The sequence below is a fragment of the Collinsella acetigenes genome (assembly GCF_012844445.1).
GTDB lineage: Bacteria > Actinomycetota > Coriobacteriia > Coriobacteriales > Coriobacteriaceae > Collinsella > Collinsella acetigenes.
This window is the reverse complement of the sequence record NZ_JABBCP010000007.1, coordinates 223,362-241,945: the sequence shown is the minus strand read 5'-3', so window position 1 is coordinate 241,945 and position 18,584 is coordinate 223,362. Positions and strand designations below refer to the sequence as shown.

Below are 18,584 nucleotides of genomic sequence, written 5' to 3'. Positions count from 1 at the left end.
TTTGTGCGTGCGGGTAACGCTTCGACATTGGGTTATCACAGAAACGTTACGTTCGTATTACGGCTATTGCCGTGCGCGTGAAATTTGGCTCATGCATTGGAGGTGGGAGTAGAATTCCCTTCATGCGACCGTCTTGGCGGAGAGTCCACACATGTGCTGCAGGCATGCGTGGTCCAAATGCCGACGCGGCGCGTGGACTATTGCAAGAGAAGGAGCACAGTATGACTGTCGAGAAGAAGGATCTGGATTGGGGCAACATCGGCTTCAATTATATGCAGACCGACTACAGCTACGAGGCACATTGGAAGGATGGCGAGTGGGACGAGGGCGGCCTGACGTCCGACCACACCCTGCATGTTTCCGAATGCGGCGGCATTTTCCATTATTGCCAGGAGGTCTTTGAGGGCCTCAAGGCATATACCACTCAGGACGGCAGCGTCGTGTGCTTCCGCCCCGACCAGAACGCGCAGCGCATGTATGACTCTGCCCAGCGCCTCGAGATGCCCCCGTTCCCTGTTGACCGCTTTGTCGAGGCCGTCAAGCAGGTTGTTACCGCTAATGCCGCGTGGGTTCCGCCCTTTGGCTCGGGCGCCACGCTCTATGTCCGCCCGTTTATGATCGGTTCCGGCAACGTGATCGGTGTCGCTCCTGCTCCTGAGTACACGTTCCGCATCCTCGTCACGCCGGTTGGCCCGTACTACAAGGGTGGCCTCAAGGCCGTCAAGCTGCGTATTTCCGATTACGACCGTGCTGCACCCCACGGCACCGGCAACATCAAGGCCGGTCTCAACTACGCTATGAGCCTCAAGCCTTCCGTCGAGGCTCACGCTCAGGGTTACGCCGACAACCTGTATCTCGATTCTGAGTCCCGTACCTACGTTGAGGAGACCGGCGGCGCCAACGTGCTGTTCGTCGACGGCAACACCCTTGTGGTTCCCAAGAGCCACACCAACTCCATCTTGCCCTCCATCACCCGTCGCTCCCTTGTACAGGTTGCCCAGGACTTGGGCATGACGGTGGACGAGCGCCCGGTGGAGTGGGCCGAGGTCGCCTCGGGCAAGTTCTCCGAGTGCGGCATGTGCGGTACCGCAGCTGTTATCTCCCCGGTAGGCGAGATCGACAATAAGGTCTACGGCGCCGACGAGACGGTCGTTTTCCCCGCCGGCCACACCGAGTGCGGTCCGGTAATGAAGAAGCTGCGCGAGACGCTCACCGGCATCCAGGATGGTGCCGTTGAGGATAAGCACAACTGGGTCTTCAAGGTCTGCTAAGGTAGATTTACCAATAGCGTTTGCATGCTCGACCTCCGCCGGCGCAGGCCTGCGGGGGTCGTTTTGTTGAAAGGACGGCAATGAAGATTGATCGCAACGAGGTGGTTCGGCTGCTCGAGCGCCTCTCCAATGCCAAGGGTCCTTCGGGTTTTGAGGATGAGGTTATCGACGTGGCCCGCGACTTTTGCGACGGATGGGCCACGGTGGAAGAAAACACGCTGCGTGATGGCTTGATTGTGCCGAACGGCACGGGGCTTGATGACAATCGTGCTCGTCCGCGTGTGATGATGGATGCCCACGGCGACGAGGTGGGCGGCATGGTGCGCACCATTCGTGCAAATGGAACCATGGGTTTTGTGACGCTGGGGCGTTTTCCCGAAGGGGCCCTTTGCGGCCAGGACGTGCTGGTGCGCAATGCCCGTGGCGAATGGCTGCACGGTACCATTGGCGTCAAGCCGCCGCATTTTACCAGTGCTGCCGAGAAAGCTGCCCATGTACCGCCCGAGATGATTCTCGACGTGGGTGCGACAAGTGCCGAGGAGGCACGTGAGCGCTTTTTCCTGCGCATCGGCGAGCCTTTTGTCGTGGCGACGCAGTTCACCTTTGATCCCGAGCGCGGCATTGCGGTGGGCAAGGCGTTTGACTGCCGCGCGGGCGTGGCGGCGATGCTGATCGCCCTGCGCGAGCTCGCTTCTCGCGACGACCTGTCCGTCGACGTGGTCGCATCCGTTTCCGCACAGGAGGAAGTGGGGGAGCGCGGCGTGGCGGCAGCGGCGCGGACGCTTGATCCAGATGTTGCGTACATGTTCGAGGGCTGTCCTGCAGACGATACCTTCTTGGTTCCCGATGAGGTGCAGACGGCGCTTCATGGCGGTCCTATGTTCAGACATTTCGACCGTTGCATGATCACGAACCCTCGGTATCAGCGCTTTGTGTTGAATGCCGCCGAGGCAGCGGGACTGCGCGTGCAAGAGAGTGTGCGCGAGGGCGGTGGCACCGATGGCGGTCCTGTGCACCTTATGGATGTGCCGTGCGTGGTTTCGGGCGTGCCCTGCCGATATATCCACACGGCTACCTCGATTTGCGCCATCGACGACGTGATCGAGTCGGCCCGTGTTGCCGTCGAGGTCATTTCACGTATGACTCCCGAGGTTATTTGCGGCTTTTAAGGTCTCGCTTTGTTGGCGTGCGGCGTACAGAAGGTGTACATGCATCCTTTACCTGCGCCGCATGCTGACAGGGGATTGCAAAAACAGGCGAGATTCAACATACTAGATATACCTCTTGCGCTCTGACGCAACCGCACACCAAATGAACCCATTCCCGCAAAAGGGGACGCAGAACCAGGGAGGAACCATGAAGCCTAAGCATCAGGCTATCGTTGCCGGACTCGCACTTTCGCTCACGCTGGGCGTGGCGGCACCTATTCCCATGTTTGCACAGACCGATACCGTCCAGCAGCAGGATATTGCCGGCAATGCCAACGCCGACCCCATCACCGATGTCGACGCAAAGCAGCCCGCTCCTTCGGATTACGATCCCGCCGATGAGTATTCGGAAGCCGTGGACCCCTCGTCTCTTATGACGCTCTCCTTCAATTCGATGATGGCGACGAGCTCCTCGAGCCTGCAGCCCAAGGCGCTTTCCTCTGAGATGAAGTACTTTGCCCAAAACGAGAGCGGCAGCAATTACAATCTGGGCTTTAGCTATGGCGACGGCTATCATGCCATGGGTTTCTACCAATTTGATCGTCGCTATGCGCTCGTCGACTTCATGCAGGAGTGCTACAACTACAATCCTCAGAAGTACGGCATGTTCAAGGCGGTCATCGATCGCGGCAGCGAACTTAAGCGCGACGTCGATGACGTGATTTACGACGAAAAGACTCACAAGCTTACCGAGCTGGGCCAGCTTGCCGAGGATGCCTGGCATGCCGCGTATGCTGCCGATCCACAAGAGTTCTCGGCACTCCAGGATGCATATGGATATCAGGAGTATTACCTGCCGGTTGAGCGCATCGTGCGCAAGTACGGGCTTGACCTTTCGGGCCGTGCCGACTGCCTCAAGGGCTTGTGCTGGGGCATGAATAACCTGTTTGGATCGGGTGGCTGCCAGAAGTTCTTCAAGATGGCCAATCTTTCCAACGATATGTCTGACGAGCAGGCCGTGACTGCTATCTGCGATGCGTTGATCGATTACATGACCAACACGTCGACCAATCAGTATGCCGCAAGCTATGCGAATCGCTACACGCGCGAAAAGAAGACGTGCCTGACATATCTGGCCCAACACAAGACCGAAAACGATGCGAATAAGGATACTGCGGGCTCCGGCTCCGATGCGGGTTCTGACGCCGGTGCCGGCTCTGGTTCCGGTGCCGGCACGGATTCTGGCAATGGTTCGGGCTCCGGCACGGGTTCCGATAGCGGTACGGGTTCCGGCTCGGGCTCTACCGATCAACCGTCTCAGGGCGCTGGCAGCGCGGGCGGTGGTTCTTCTGCTGCCGGCGGTGCCATCACAACGCCTGCGGGTGGCAGCACGACGGGCTCTCCGAACGCTCCTTCTACCGATGCGGGTACGGGGTCCACGTCTTCGCCGAGTACGGGCGGCGGTGCAGATTCCGGTGACGGCTCGACATCGGGCGGTGGCTCGAGCTCGGACGCCCCGAGCAGCGCTCCGTCGGGCGGCACGACGGGTTCGAACGGTTCCGTGGACGCCGGTGGAAACTCTGGCGACGAGGCCGGAGATGCCGATGGCGGCACGGCGAGCGGAGATGCCTCTGGCAACGGAAGTCCCTCCAATGCAGATGCACCGGGTTCGGGCTCCACTTCGCTGCCGAGCACGGACGGAAAGCCAGATGGCGGTAAAGACGGCGCCGATTCGAAAGACGATGGCGGCAAAGGCCAGGGCGACAAGAGCGTCAACGGCCAGGGCAAGGCCAAGGCCGGTGCCGACAAGGCCGATACGAAGTCGGACGAGGTTGAGAAGCTTCCCGCGACGGCGGACGCCAGCACGATCGGTCTTGTGGTCTCTGCAGCGCTCTCGCTTTCGGGCGTTGGCGCCGTGGTGGTAGGTAAGCGCCGTTCGGCCGAGAAGGTTCCCTTTGAGGATGGCTTTAGGGGCTAACGTATTTATCTTGTAACAATCGAGCGGGAGCGGGGTTGCAGCGCTGAGCTGCGGCCCCGCTGGTTTTTTAACGCCGCGTGCCGTTTTTTCTCCACTTAGCTAAAGTAATTCCTTGCGTCTTACACTCTACTAGGCTAAAGTGAAACGCGTTACAAGAGAGGCCGACGGTTTTGCGCGGAAAGCGCGAAGTTGCCGGCATTGCAATGAGATTGAGGATTCCCATGAACAAGAAGCGCTTTATGGCTTTTGTTGCATGCGCGTTTGCGCTTGTTGCCGCCTTTGCTCTGGTTGGCTGCGGTGGCACGTCTGCCCAGACGGCGGGCTCCGCTGCTGGCTCCGCTTCTGCCGGCAGCGATGATTCCGCAGACATCAAGACCCTGACGGTTGGCTTTGACCAGTCCTATCCTCCCTATGGCTTTGTGGGCGATGACGGCGAGTTCACCGGTTTTGATATCGAGCTTGCCACCGAGGTTGCCAAGCGTTGCGGCTGGGAGCTTAAGCTCGAGCCCATCGACTGGGATGCCAAGGACAGCCTGCTTAACTCCGGTGCCATCAACTGCATCTGGAACGGCTTTACCATGGAGGGCCGCGAGGACGACTATACCTTCTCCGATCCCTATATGCTCAACGGCCAGGTGATTGTGGTCAAGAAGGATAGCGGCATCAAGAGCCTGGACGACCTTGCCGGCAAGACCGTCATTACCCAGACCGATTCTGCTGCGGAGGACGTTTTGAGCGGCGATAAGGCCGACCTTGCCGCCACCTTTGCATCCCTGGAGACCATCGGCGACTACAACACGGCTTTCATGCAGCTTGAGTCCGGTGCCGTCGATGCGGTTGCCTGCGACCTCTCGATTGCTCAGTATCAGCTTGCCGCAAAGCCCGACGAGTACGTGCAGCTCGACGAGATGCTCTCCGAAGAGCACTATGCCGTGGGCTTCAAGAAGGGTGACGACGCCCTTGCCTCCAAGGTCACCGAGACCCTGAAGGAAATGGACAAGGACGGTTTTGTCAAGGACCTGTGCGAGAAGTACGCGGATTACGGCATTAGCTACGATAACTGGGTGCTTAAGTAAGGATTGCTTCATTCGGGGCGCTCGTCCGGGTGCCTCGCAATGGGTGGACTGTGCTCCCGATGCCGGCTGGTCGGCATCGGGAGTTGCGTGTCTATAGAAAGGTAGAGCATGGATATCACAACGATGTCGGGAATGTTGCTCTCGGGTTTTGGGACGACACTGCAGATTTTTGTGTTGACGCTCGTGGGGTCGATCCCCTTGGCGGTGCCCGTGGCGCTTGCGCGTATGAGCAAGATTCGCCCGCTCGCGCTTCTTGCGCGCATCTACATCTCCGTTATGCGCGGCACGCCGCTGATGTTGCAGATGTTCGCCATCTATTTTGCGCCGTACTACGTTTTTGGTATCCGTTTAACGCCGGATTCCAAGTGGTACGCGTGCATCGTCGCTTTTATCATCAACTACGCTGCGTATTTTGCCGAGATTTACCGTTCGGGCATTCAGTCCATTCCGCGTGGCCAGTACGAAGCGGCTGAAGTTTTGGGCTACACCAAGGTGCAGACGTTTTTCCGCATCGTGCTGCCCCAGGTGGTCAAGCGCATCCTGCCGGCTATGGGCAACGAGGTAATTACGCTTGTCAAGGACACGTCGCTTGCCTTCGCAATTGGCGTGGCCGAGATGTTCTCGACCGCAAAGGCGCTTGTCGCCTCGCAGGTGAGCATGGTGCCCTTTGCCATTTCTGCAGCGTTCTACTGGGGCTTCAACTTCTTGGTCGAGGTCGCTATGGGCGCGCTGGAGAAAAAGCTCGATTATTACCACGACTGATAGGGGGCAACGATGACCGATTCCAATCGCTGTGCGGCTCCTGTCTTCTCGATGGAGCACGTGAGCAAATCCTTTGGCAAGACTTGCGTTTTGCGCGATATCTCGCTTTCCGTACGTCCTGGTGAGGCTGTGGCCATTATCGGGCCTTCGGGTGGCGGCAAATCGACGCTGTTGCGCTGTGCCACCACGCTCGAGACCATCGATGCGGGGTCGCTGCGCTATGGTGACCTGACGGTCGCTTCTTCGGACGGCGGTGCGGTCACCTATGCCAAGGGCGCCGATCTTCGCGCGGCAAAGAGCCGCTTTGGTCTGGTGTTTCAGGGCTACAATCTCTTCCCGCACATGACGGTGATGCGCAATATCTGCGACGCTCCCATTGCCGTGCAAAAGCGTTCGCGCTCAGAAGTGGAGGCGCAGGCCCGGGCGCTTATCGCCAAGATGGGCCTTGAGGGTTGTGAAAACAAGGTCCCCTGTCAGCTTTCCGGCGGCCAGCAGCAGCGTGCAAGCATCGCACGCGCCCTGTGCCTCAATCCCGACATTCTCTTTTTTGACGAGCCCACCAGTGCGCTCGACCCCGAGCTGACAGGCGAGGTGCTCAAGGTGATTCGTCAGCTTGCAGACGAGGACACGACGATGATCATCGTCACGCACGAGATGGCTTTTGCCCGCGACGTTGCCGACCGCGTGGTCTTTATGGATGGCGGCTTGATCGTAGAAGAGGGCTCGCCTGCCCAGGTGCTGGGCTCTCCGCAGCATGAGCGCACCCGTGCGTTTCTTTCGCGCTATAGCGGATAGCATGCGGTTTGTGAGATAAAGGCCAAGGCGGGGCGGTGACGCTAAACGTTGCCGCCCCGTCTGCTATTCACTGGTATCATGGGCAGCAGATTCGCTCGCAAATCGAAGGGAGCTTCGTATGGAGGCTTACAAGCAAGAGTTCATCAAGTTTATGGTCGAGTCCGACGTGCTCAAGTTTGGCGAGTTCACGCTCAAGAGCGGTCGTCAATCGCCGTTCTTCATGAACGCCGGTGCTTACGTGACGGGCAGTCAGCTCAAGCGTCTGGGCGAGTACTATGCGCAGGCCATTCACGATAACTTTGGCGACGACTTCGACGTGCTGTTTGGACCTGCTTACAAGGGCATTCCCCTGGCCGTGGTGACCGCCATCGCCTATCACGAGCTGTATGGCAAGGAGGTCAAATACTGCTGCGACCGCAAGGAAGCCAAGGACCACGGTGCCGATAAGGGCAATTTGCTGGGTTATGAACCCAAGGACGGCGACCGCGTGATCATGGTCGAGGACGTTACCACCAGCGGCAAGTCCATCGACGAGACGTATCCCAAGGTCAAGGCTGCTGCCGATGTCGAGATCAAGGGCCTCATCGTGTCTCTCAACCGCATGGAGGTCGGCAAGGGTGGCGTGACCACCGCGCAGAAGGAGATCGAGGCCAAGTACGGTTTCCCCGTCGCGAGCATCGTCTCCATGGCCGAGGTTGTCGAGGTGCTCTACAACCACGAGATCGACGGCAAAGTGGTTATCGACGATACCCTCAAGGCGGCTATCGACGCGTACTACGAGCAGTATGGCGCCAAGGAGTAGCATCTCTGCCCGTTGCTAATTAGATGTTGAGCGGACGTTCCGTATTCGGGGCGTCCGCTTTTTAATAACTGGTAAAGATCTATGCCGCTCCTCGAATAATGTCCTGTCATCGCTTGTTGAGAGCAGGGGGTCTGATACATTCAAATCATTGTATAAATGGGCTTGGGGGAACATGGAGAGTGCCATGGCGGGCCCGCGATCACGTTCGGAGGAACGATGAAGAAGAAACTCACGACGCTCGCGCTTATTCTGATTGCTGCGTTGAGCATGCTCGCGCTGTGCGCCTGCAACAACGGTCCTTCGTCGGAGGAGGTCATTCGAGAGGGCCTGTCCGGAGAGCTCGACACGATCGTCAACAAGAAGGGTGACGATTGGGATGAGATGATCAGCGACATTGAGGATGAAGCCGACCTCTCCCAGTTCGGTATCGATGCCGAGGAGTTCGTTAACGTTTTGTTTGATGGCTTTGATTACGAGATCACCTCGGTCGATGTCGACGAGGAAGACGATACCGCCGTTGCGCACGTGACGCTCACCTCTAAGTCCATGAAGGACGTGATGACGGCTTTGCAGCAGGCAGCCGATGACTTTATGGGCGATCCCAACAACTATGCAGGTTTGAGCGAGGACGAGCTTTACAAGAAGGTCGGCGAGCTGATGATGGATGCCATCCGTGGCGTCGAGACACAGAATGTCGATGTGGATCTTGAGTGCGAGCGCGACGAGGACGGCAACTGGACCGAGGCCGATAGCGTTGCGGACGAGATCACCAATGCACTGATGAGTTAATCGCCAATCGATATCTTGCCTCTGGGGGCCGGGAGTAATTCCCGGCCCCTTTTTATTTGAAACGAAAACGAAACCCATCAATAACTCGAAAGATAAGAATGCAAAATCGAAAGTAAGGGGTTGTTAGGCGTAGCAGGACTATTTGTCGCGCTTGGGCAGGGAGTACGGCGTGGATGTATGGAAGGTGGTCGGCTGCGCGGTCTTGATTGACATGGCGGTGCGCGGTCCGACGAAACGCTTACGAAACAATTAAAGCCAAGCTTGACTTCATTGAGCTAAAGCGTAGACTGCATAAATGCAACGTAGGGAGATGGGAATTTAACAGGGACCCATCGCTTTGTAGAGGAATGCCACAGCATGTTTATGAGCCAGCTACACATTATCAGCGTAATTATTATTTAGCGCGGGTTGGCGATAAACAGTCAGCCCGTGCCAAATGCGGGCGGCTGATAAAAGACGAGGGCCGTCGAATCGAAAATCGACGGCCCTCGTTTTTTATCGAAATCGAAAGTGTTGGGGAAACCTCAGAAGGAAGGATAGTATGAACGGAGTTGTAGTCATGCTCGTGTGCGCGGCGGTTCTCGCCTGCGGCTATCTCGGGTACGGACGCTGGTTGGCCAATAAGTGGGGCGTCGATAAGGAGGCCCTTACTCCTGCCAAGCGCATGAAGGACGGCAAGAACTTCTCGCCCGTCTCTGCATTCACCGCATTTTCGCATCAGTTCAGCTCGATCTGCGGCGCAGGCCCTGTCACGGGCACCATCGTGGCCATGGCTTTTGGCTGGCTGCCCGTTGTGCTGTGGGTGCTCGTCGGCGGCATCTTCTTTGGTGCCGTGCATGACTTTGGTGCCCTGTATGCCTCGATGAAAAACAACGGCAAGTCGCTGGCCCAGCTCATCGAGAAGTACATCGGCAAGACCGGTCGTCGTCTGTTCCTCCTGTTCTGCTGGTTGTTCTGCATCATCGTCATCGCTGCCTTCACCGACATGGTGTGCGGTACCTTCAAGTTCACTCCGGTCATGGGTGCAGATGGCGTGGCTACCGCTGCTATCGACTTCACCAAGTCCTATGCCGCCGGTTGCGCAGGTACCATCTCCATCCTCTTCACCTTTGTTGCCATCGCTTTTGGCTATGCCCAGAAGAAATTCAACCTCACCGGTGTGGCCGAGTTTGTCACTGGTGTAGTGCTGATGGTTCTCATGTTCGCCGTGGGCATGCAGTTCCCGCTGTACCTCGATAAGTTCCAGTGGTTCGCCGTCGTTATGGTCTACCTGGTCTTTGCCGGCGCAATGCCCATCAGCGTGCTCAAGACCCCGCGCGACTATCTCACTTCGATCATGATGATTGTCATGATTGTCTGTGCCGTGCTGGGCATCTTTGTCCTGGGCGCTCAGGGTCAGGCAACCATCACCGCTCCTGTGTTTACCGGTTTCTCCACTGCTTCTGGCATGATGTTCCCCATCCTGTTTGTTTCCGTTGCCTGCGGCGCACTTTCCGGCTTTCATAGCCTCGTGTCTTCCGGCACCTCTTCCAAGCAGGTCGAGAAGGAGGCCGACGCCGTCAAGGTTGGCTACGGCGCCATGATCGTTGAGTCCTTTGTGGGCGTCCTCGCCATCGTTGTCGCCGGCATCATGTTCTCCTCGATGAATACCGCCGGTACCGGCACGGTGAACGTTGCCAACGGCGGCCTTGCCTCCACCCCGTTCCAGATCTTCGCTGCCGGCATCGCTCGCGGCATGACGTCTTTTGGCGTCGACCAGACTGTTGCCACCGTGTTCATGACCATGAACGTCTCGGCCCTTGCTCTCACCTCGCTCGACGCCGTTGCCCGCATCGCTCGCACTTCGTTCTCCGAGTTCTTTGCCAAGACCAACGACGCTTTGGCTATCAACGCCAAGACCGGCGTCATGAGGGTCCTGGGCAACCCCTGGTTCGCTACGGTTGTGACCCTGCTTCCCGGCCTTGCCCTGGCCTTTGGTGGCTATGCCAACATCTGGCCGCTGTTTGGTGCTTCTAACCAGCTGCTCGGCGGCATGACCATGATCACGCTCGCTGTGTTCTGCAAGTGTACCGGCCGCAAGGGCTGGATGCTCTACGTGCCCGTGGTGTTCCTGCTGGTATGTACCTTCACCTCCCTGGTACAGAGCGCCCTGGGCTGCGTTGCCGCTATCCAGGCCTACGGTCTGTTTGGATCGATCCCCGCAGCAACTGCCGGCGCCGCTGCGACGCCCGTGCTTGCCACCAAGGGCCTGCAGCTGCTCTTCGCCGTGCTGCTGATGGTCCTGGGCCTGATTGTTGCCGTGAACTGCTTGAAGGAGCTCTTTGGCAAGGAGGCTGGCTCCCTGCTCGACGAGGAGCCCGAGTGGACCGAGATGGGCCGCGCCGAGTATGGTCGCGCATCCGTTGAGGCTCCTGTCGACGGAGCTGCTCAAAACGCCTAATCGCGTCTGAGCGTACCTTTCGCACATCGTTATATTCGCCCGAGTGCTCTGCAGCCGCACTCGGGCGTTTTTTATTTTGGCGATACGTGGTGCAAGGGTACGCCCAATTGCATGCAAAGAGTCCTGTTGCGCCGCACTCCCCGTGGAATCATTCGAGCAAGAAGCCTCGTTTAGATTCCATGGGGTACCATAAAGACGTTTGTGTTTTTCTTCGAGGAGGCTTGTGTGTCTTCATCTTTGTATAGCGATAATCAAAACGATGTCGATGCGCTAGCGCGTCGCATCGCTGCTCTCACCTCGTTGAGTTCCAAGCAGGCAGCCGTTATTTCGCGCGGTCTGTTGGGCCGTAAGGTCCTCAAAATCAAGTCGAGCTCACTGGGCGGGCTTTTCCGCTCGATCGATAAGGATATCGATACCAAGCGTCTGCGCGATGAGTTCATCAAGTCGGGTCTTATCGAACGCATCGATGAGACCGGTGTCGACGGGCGCCCTGCCATCTATTCGATTTGCGCAAAGGTTTCCGAGCTTATTATTGTTGATGGCGCCGAGGATCTAAACGATGGTTTTGACGTCGAGGAGGAAACGGCGCCTGCCGAGACGTTGGCTGTTGAGGCTAAAGACGCTGGACAGGCTGCACCCGCAGCGGCGGCGTGCGGGTCCGAGAAAGATTCTGGATCAGTGAAGCCCGCGGCACCTCGAGCCGAGGATACCCGTCGCGACCAGGAATTGCCTGCCGTCGCGCCTTCCGAGGCGGCTCAAAAGGAAGAGCAAGCTAGGCCAAGCGATACGCCAGCGCCCTTTGTCTCGAAGGTGGGCCGAGGAGCGCGTGTACATCGTCGCGCGCAGGACAAAAAGGCAGCACAAGACGTCCGGAGCAATCCTGCCGAACAGCAGAAGCCTGCTGAGCAACAAAAACCCGCTGAGCCAAAGGGCCAAAAGCCGGAGGTTCATGCCATGGGATCCAAGGGGCGGCAGCTGCAGGCTCAGGATGCTCCGTCCGCTCCTGCCGAGAAAAAAGCGCCCGCTCCCAAAGAGCCTGCCGTTTCAAAGAAAGGCGCAGCATTTAAGCAGGCGGAGGCAAATCGCGGTCGCGTTGCTTTTGCCGAGCGAGATACTCAGCGAAAGCATGAGGACGCTAAGGAAGGGGAGGCTCGTTCTTCGGTAAAAAGGGACACTCCTGCGAACAGGAAGCGAAAGGGAAGGCCCGGGCGTTCCGAGGCGGTCAAGTCGTCTTACAAGCAGGATTCGCCTTCGACTCAGACAATAGGGGCTCATCGTTCGAACGATTCTGCTCAGCCCGAATCTCGCTCTATCGTACGCGTGATTCGAGGACAACTCGCAAAGGTGGCAACCGTGTTGCCGCTTTCCGCTGTTGTGCACGGCGATCGCGTCCAATATGCCAAGATCACGCGCGTTGACAGTCGTCCGATGGCGAAGACTGCCGTGCGCGAAAACGGTCATCAAAACGCCAAGCAGCAGCTTGCGCATGATTTTGAGGCCATTACCACGTGGATCGAGCAAACGGGCGGCATGGATACCCCGTACGCCTCGCGTCGTCAGCGCGCCTTTGAAATTTTTAACGATGAGAAGGCCTTTGATGGTAAGCGCGGTGAGCGTTTGTTCAAGCGTCTGAACGACCGTGGCGTCAATGTGGCTGCACTCAAGATCACGCCGTCTCGCCCCTATCACTTTACGAGCTTCTTTGGCATCGGCGCCAATAAGCCGTTCATCATGGTCGAGAATATCGACACATACGACGAGATCGCGCGTCTGCTGCGCGGCAAATCGTCGGTCAAGCTTTTTGGCGTGCGGGTGAGCGGTGTAATTTTTGGCAGTGGTTGCAAGGCGAGCGTCTCGCATGCGCTGGACGATTATCTGTCCGATATAGGCTACGGATACGACTACGTGTACTATGCGGGCGATATCGACCGCGAAGGCGCGCGCATCGTCGAACAGGCCCGTGCGGCAAACAATACGAAGATTCGCATGCATGCCGGTATGTACAAGGCCATGTTGGCGGCTCACAAGCGTCGTTTGAAGGACGGTCGCGGGGTGGAGCATGCATCCGAGAATCAGGGCGTGCCGCAAAATCTCGCACGCGCTATCGCCGACCTGCCCATGGTTACGCGCGTGCAGTTCCGCAATATCTTGCGTGAGGGCGGCCGTATCCCACAGGAGATCCTAACCTCGGCCGATTATCGCGACTCAAGCTCCGGCAGCCTTGACCGCATCCTCAACAGCTAAGCAATGTGACAAAAAGTCGACAGGTTTATTTTGTCACATTTTCACAAGTCCTTCATAAAAGGCGTCCGCACTGCGAACCGAGTTGCAGTGCGGGCGCCTTGACTTTTGCTATCGAGGGCTATCGAGGCTCTATCATGCTGAGCGAGATTTTCTTTCGCTCGCGATCGACCTTTTCGATCCACACGTCAACGGTGTCGCCTACGCGAACAACGTCGCTGGGGTGTTTGACAAAGCGGTTGGCCATCTTGGAGATATGCACCAGGCCGTCTTGATGCACGCCGATGTCGACAAACGCGCCAAAGTCCACGACATTGCGCACCGTGCCTTTAAGCTTCATGCCCGCCTCCAGGTCATCGATAGAGAGGGCGGAACGGCTAAAGACAACTTCGGGGGCGTCGTCGCGGGGGTCACGACCGGGCTTTTTGAGCTCGTCGATGATATCGATGAGCGTCAAGATGCCGCAACCGAGCTCTCCGGCGACCTCGCCGATGCTGCCCACGCGGCGTTCGATATCGGGGATTCCACCGCGCTTGAGTTCATCGGCCTTAACACCTGCGCGCTTGAGTACCTCGTTGGCAACGGCGTAGCTTTCGGGATGGACGCTTGTTGCGTCGAGCGGATTTTTGCCATCTGCAATGCGCAAGAATCCTGCAGCGTTGAGATACGCCTTGGGGCCGAGCTTCGAGACCTTCTTGAGTTGCGCGCGGTCGGTGAAGGGACCGTTCTCCTCGCGGTAGGCAACGATGTTGCGGGCAACCGTTGGCGTGATGCCGGACACATAGCCCAGCAGGCTTGTGCTTGCGGTGTTTACATCGACGCCCACGCGGTTGACAACGTCTTCTACAACATTGCCCAGCGAGTACGAAAGCTCGGCCTGGTCAAGGTCATGCTGATACTGGCCAACGCCAATGGACTGGGGTGGGATCTTGACCAGCTCGGCAAGAGGGTCTTGCAGACGGTGACCCAGGCTAAGGGCGCCGCGCACCGTGACGTCAAGATCGGGATATTCCTGGCTCGCCAGCTCGGATGCCGAGTAAACCGACGCTCCGGCTTCGTTGACGATGGTGTAGCGAAGCTCGGGCGCCTGCTCGGAGATGAACTCGCTTACGACCTCCTCGGTTTCGCGGCTTGCCGTGCCGTTGCCAATAACAATGGTGTTGACCTTGTCCTTTTTGACCAGGCGAGCCAGCTCGCGTTTGGTGCCGGCAACGTCGTGGCGCGGCTTAGTGGGGTAGACGACGCCGTGGTCGAGCAGCTTGCCGGTCTCGTCCATGACGGCGACCTTGCAGCCAGTGCGGTAGCCGGGGTCGAGTGCCAGTACGCGTGCGCCACGAACCGGTCGAGCCGAGAGCAGGCCTTCGAGGTTTTTTGCAAACACGTTGATGGCGTCGGCTTGAGCGCGCACGGTGAGCTTGGCGCGGGCCTCGCGTTCGAGTGAAGGTGCCATGAGGCGTTTGTAACCATCGGCGATAGCGGCGTCGAATATGGGGGCAAAAACGCCTTGTCGACGTGGCCAGCGGCTTCCCAGGCGCGAAACGGCTGCCTGGTTATCGACGTTCACGCGAACCCGTAGCTTCCCCTCTCGCTCACCGCGGTCGATGGCGAGAACACGGTGGTTAGGGATGCGACGCAGCGGCTCATCGTAGGCATAGTAGGGCTCGTATGGGGTCTTTTCGGTAGGGTCGGTCGCTTCGACAACGATATCGGCGGTGTTTTGAGTGAAGGCGCGCAGGTCGGCGACGTTCTCGGGGTCTTCAGCGACAATTTCCGCCACGATATCGCAGGCACCTGCGAGGGCTTTTTCGGCGGTATCGAAGCCGGCTTCCTCATTGATGTACGCTGCGGCTGCCTCGATGGCCGAGCCACCGTCCTTGGGGCTTGCCTGCATGATGATCATGTTGGCAAGCGGCTCGAGTCCCGCCTCGCGGGCCTTTTGCGCGCGCGTCATGCGCTTCTTGCGATAGGGCTTGTAGAGGTCCTCGACGCGCTGCAGCTGCTCGGCTTCGCGAATCTGCTGCTCCAGCTCGGGCGTAAGTTTGCCCTGGGCGTTGATGAGCACGATGACATCCTCTTTACGCTGTTCAAGATTGCGCAGGTAGCTCAGGCGTTCGTTGAGCGCGCGAAGGGCGACGTCATCCATGCCGCCAGTCGCTTCTTTGCGGTAGCGGGCGATAAAGGGGATGGTGTTCCCCTCGTCGATGAGCTTGACGGCTGCGTCGACGTCGGTGACTTTGAGATCGAGCTCGCGAGCAAGCTGTGCGATGAGATCCATGGGACTCCTAGCGTTCGTTGGTGCGTTTGAGCAATGGGCAAACAAGGATACCATTGCATGTGACGATTGACGCCTTGAACAATTGCGGCAGCTGCCTCTCTGCGGCTCCTCAACGTGATGTGGATAAGCTTTAGCTGCGGGGAAGTGGAGCATTTGGTGCGAAAGGGTTGATTACGGCGCCTGTTTCTCGTGTCTTTTCGGGAAGGCGAGCCAATAACACGAGCAAAAATACCTTTGCTTTGAGAAACTTTCTGATTTCAGTAGCAGTATTGCGTTTGGTGGAGTAGATAGACTATTAAGATGAGTCTTACCTGGGCTTTTCAGTTTGGAAAAGCGTATCTACTTGCAAAAGTGCTGGACTGCTACTGAAATCAGGAAGTTTGTGTTTTCCCAGGATATCCGACGCCGAAAATCCTCTGGACGAGGGCTGTATGGAGGGATATCAAGGGCCAACGCTCGCGCGTTCGCTCGGCTCCGCACCCTTGTGGGTTCGAATCCCCGTCTCAACGCAAAAAGCCCCGGCGCTATGGCCGGGGCTCAATAAGACAAGGGCTGGGGTAGAGGGATTCGAACCCCCGTAACCGGCACCAAAAACCGGGGTCCTGCCGCTGGACGATACCCCAATGCGGACGTGCTGCTATCGCAGCCTGTCTAGTTTACCTAATCACTCAAGGCAGCGCAAACGCCATCGAGAATACGCACGGCAAGGGTTTGCGCATCGCTTGACGTGAACGTGCCGTTGTAGCACGTAAGGCCGGTGAGTTCGATGCGCAGATGCGCGGGTTTGGATGCCGCGGCCTCAAAAGCGGTGCTAATACGCTTGGAAAGGTTGTTGCACTGAGCGAGCGTGAGGGTTGGACGTGGCTCGGCGTTCTCTGGGAGCTCGTCGCTTGCGAGCTCAAGAACCAAATCCATGCCCTCGGGAGCTTCGCCCTCGCTTAGCACCATGCCGCTGTTTTCCGTTGTGGCCGAGGCGATATTCCACATGCGCGAGGCGATGTTGCGGGCGATGGCGTCCTGTCCGCTTACGGCGATGCGATAATGCTCAAGCACATTCGCGGCGCGCGCAAAGCCGGTACGCTCTTCCGCCTCCAGCACAGAGGGCTTTCCCTCCCATACGTGGCGCAGGCGATCGATGTAGCGAAACGTGTCCTGGAAGGCCATGCCATCGGCAAACAGGCCGACATTTTCCTGGAACTGCTGCAGGGCGTTTTCGGTATGCGGGCCAAAGTAGCCATCGACATCGCCGCACCCAAAGCCCAGGGCGTTCAAAGCTTGCTGCAAAGCGACGACATCGGCCCCGTGGAAGTTGGGAAGGCGCAGGTAAAGCGTGCGATCGCCCAGTTTATACGAGGCGTCTACCAACGCGCTCCAGCAGATGATGTCAACGTCGCCCAGGGCGTCGAGGCCCGAGGTGACGCGAAACGACGCCACAGCGCGCGCAGTCGTATCTCCGTAGAGCTTCTGCGTGTATTCCTGTTCGTCGATGGTATAGCCCAGGCCAATCAGGCGCGTTTGAATATCTTCAACTGCGGGTCCCTGCATGCCCTTTGTAATCGGATCCAAGAGAACCCCTTTCATATGCAATATGGCGCGTGCCGTCTGTGGGCGGTCTGCGTTCAAAGTTACCCATCAGTGTATCAAGTTAACGAGTTATGCGCTAAGTCGCACGACATCTGCAGCCTACGCACGCACGCAAAATCATAAGTGCCCGCCCGACGCGAGCCTGACAAAACGCTCGGGCGCCCTTTACGTTCCCTTGTTGTTTGTCCCATAGCCTAAAGAAAACACGCCAAGAGAGGGGAAACGCCATGAGCGACGCATGGGGCGAGGTATTGACGATGGACGACGGCACAAAGGCGGACATTGTTCCGTTGCTGGAAGACCGTGCTGCTTTGGCGTCTATCGCGCTGTTCGGTGTGCTGGCTGCTGCTCTCGTTGTCCTTTACCTTTAGTTCAGACGCTCGACAAAGAAATCCGCCATGCCTAAAAGCAGGTCCTCGCATTGAGGGTCGAGTTCGACGCTTTCCAGTGCGGCTTTGGCGTGGGCGGTAAGATCGAGCGAGTATGAGTGCGCATATGCGATGGCGCCCGTACGCTCGAAAATCTGAACGGCGCGGTCCAGACGATCGGGATCGGTGGTTCCGCTTGTGAGGATATCCATCAGCTCGTCGTGGGAGGCGTCGTCGGCATAGTTGAGGGCATGGACGGCCACCAGGGTGCGCTTGCCTTCGGTGATGTCGCAGCGAAAGTCCTTGTTGCGCGCTTCTTTTTTACCCACCAGGTTAAGCAAGTCGTCTTGAATCTGGAACGCCAGGCCGGTGTGGAGGCCAAAGGTGCGCAAGGCAGAGATCTGCTCTTCGTTGCCGCCGCCGATGATGGCTCCACAGGCAAGCGGGGTGGCGCCGCTGTAAAACGCCGTTTTGTGTGTGGCCATGGCGAGATAGTCTTCGATGCTCAAGTCAAAGCGACCGTCGCGTACCCAGCCCAGGTCCAGCGCTTGGCCTTCGATAGTCCGCGCCGTCATGGCGGTGAGCTCTTGGATGAGTCGCACTTTGAGGGGCGCGTCGAGGTCGGGATCGTTTGCCACGGCGGCGCTAACGAGCATGAGCGCGTAGTCGCCGCAGTTGATGGCGATGCCCTCGCCCTCGGTGATGTGCAGGCACGGCTCGCCGCGACGGAGCTGTCCGTTGTCGGCGATGTCGTCGTGGATGAGCGCTCCGGTCTGGAAATGCTCGATTGCGGCGGCGCAAGTTGCCGCGCGGTTCCAGTCGCCGCCTACCGCGCGGCAGGCGAGCATGCAGATGAGCGGCCTATGGCGTTTTCCCGCGTTGGCCGAGTAGTGACCGAGGGGCGCATACAGGTATTGCTCGATATCGGCGCTATCGGTCTGATGGCGAAAGTACGTATCCAGATAAGCGTTGATCTCGTTGAGGTGGGCGCTTAGGAACTCAGTGAAGGAACTCTGCACGGTAATGCTCTTTCGGGTGAGGGGTGCCGGTCGCTA

14 protein-coding genes and 1 tRNA gene are annotated in these 18,584 nt (G+C 58.2%); 11 read left to right on the top strand and 4 right to left on the bottom strand.

All coding sequences use genetic code 11. From position 1 onward, the window contains the following. Window positions 1-164 precede the first annotated feature (164 nt). From HF320_RS08580 to HF320_RS08535, 10 genes are all read left to right on the top strand, one after another. Complete coding sequence (locus HF320_RS08580; protein ID WP_256376364.1) at window positions 165-1,271, top strand: branched-chain amino acid aminotransferase; 1,107 nt, start codon at window positions 165-167, stop codon at window positions 1,269-1,271. Window positions 1,272-1,351: 80 nt separating this feature from the next. Then, window positions 1,352-2,440 (top strand): M42 family metallopeptidase, encoded by a 1,089-nt coding sequence (locus tag HF320_RS08575; protein WP_169277912.1) that lies wholly within the window; start codon window positions 1,352-1,354, stop codon window positions 2,438-2,440. A gap of 187 nt (window positions 2,441-2,627) precedes the next feature. Next, complete coding sequence (locus tag HF320_RS08570; RefSeq protein WP_169277911.1) at window positions 2,628-4,397, top strand: VgrG-related protein; 1,770 nt, start codon at window positions 2,628-2,630, stop codon at window positions 4,395-4,397. 221 nt (window positions 4,398-4,618) lie between these two features. Continuing rightward, window positions 4,619-5,473 (top strand): amino acid ABC transporter substrate-binding protein, encoded by an 855-nt coding sequence (locus tag HF320_RS08565; protein ID WP_075843604.1) that lies wholly within the window; start codon window positions 4,619-4,621, stop codon window positions 5,471-5,473. A 108-nt stretch (window positions 5,474-5,581) separates the two neighbouring features. Beyond that, window positions 5,582-6,235: an amino acid ABC transporter permease gene (locus HF320_RS08560; RefSeq protein WP_022387614.1), complete on the top strand. Its 654-nt coding sequence runs from the start codon at window positions 5,582-5,584 to the stop codon at window positions 6,233-6,235. Between the two features lie 12 nt (window positions 6,236-6,247). Further along, complete coding sequence (locus tag HF320_RS08555) at window positions 6,248-7,030, top strand: amino acid ABC transporter ATP-binding protein (RefSeq protein WP_169277910.1); 783 nt, start codon at window positions 6,248-6,250, stop codon at window positions 7,028-7,030. 118 nt (window positions 7,031-7,148) lie between these two features. Then, complete coding sequence (gene pyrE, locus HF320_RS08550) at window positions 7,149-7,832, top strand: orotate phosphoribosyltransferase (RefSeq protein ID WP_169277909.1); 684 nt, start codon at window positions 7,149-7,151, stop codon at window positions 7,830-7,832. 216 nt (window positions 7,833-8,048) lie between these two features. Beyond that, a complete protein-coding gene (locus tag HF320_RS08545; RefSeq protein ID WP_022387617.1) occupies window positions 8,049-8,621 on the top strand; it encodes a hypothetical protein in 573 nt (190 codons plus the stop codon). Window positions 8,622-9,162: 541 nt separating this feature from the next. Then, the gene (locus HF320_RS08540; protein WP_169277908.1) at window positions 9,163-11,061 is read left to right on the top strand and encodes a carbon starvation CstA family protein; all 1,899 of its coding nucleotides are present in this window, start codon (window positions 9,163-9,165) and stop codon (window positions 11,059-11,061) included. Window positions 11,062-11,286: 225 nt separating this feature from the next. Beyond that, on the top strand, window positions 11,287-13,305 hold the full coding sequence (locus tag HF320_RS08535) for a hypothetical protein (RefSeq protein WP_169277907.1): 2,019 nt from the start codon (window positions 11,287-11,289) through the stop codon (window positions 13,303-13,305). A 118-nt stretch (window positions 13,306-13,423) separates the two neighbouring features. Here HF320_RS08535 and HF320_RS08530 read toward each other — a convergent pair whose 3' ends face one another. From HF320_RS08530 to HF320_RS08520, 3 genes are all read right to left on the bottom strand, one after another. Continuing rightward, on the bottom strand, window positions 13,424-15,577 hold the full coding sequence (locus tag HF320_RS08530) for a Tex family protein (RefSeq protein ID WP_169277906.1): 2,154 nt from the start codon (window positions 15,575-15,577) through the stop codon (window positions 13,424-13,426). Window positions 15,578-16,129: 552 nt separating this feature from the next. Further along, window positions 16,130-16,200: transfer RNA gene (locus HF320_RS08525), tRNA-Gln, on the bottom strand. A gap of 37 nt (window positions 16,201-16,237) precedes the next feature. Beyond that, window positions 16,238-17,143 (bottom strand): peptidoglycan-binding domain-containing protein, encoded by a 906-nt coding sequence (locus HF320_RS08520; RefSeq protein ID WP_211159034.1) that lies wholly within the window; start codon window positions 17,141-17,143, stop codon window positions 16,238-16,240. A gap of 245 nt (window positions 17,144-17,388) precedes the next feature. On the opposite strand from HF320_RS08520, the gene HF320_RS08515 reads away from it, so the two are divergent. Then, window positions 17,389-17,532, top strand: a complete 144-nt coding sequence (locus HF320_RS08515; protein ID WP_169277905.1) for a hypothetical protein — start codon at window positions 17,389-17,391, stop codon at window positions 17,530-17,532. Here HF320_RS08515 and HF320_RS08510 read toward each other — a convergent pair. Then, on the bottom strand, window positions 17,529-18,548 hold the full coding sequence (locus HF320_RS08510) for a polyprenyl synthetase family protein (RefSeq protein WP_169277904.1): 1,020 nt from the start codon (window positions 18,546-18,548) through the stop codon (window positions 17,529-17,531). The two genes, HF320_RS08515 and HF320_RS08510, sit on opposite strands and share 4 nt — an antisense overlap. Window positions 18,549-18,584 lie beyond the last annotated feature (36 nt).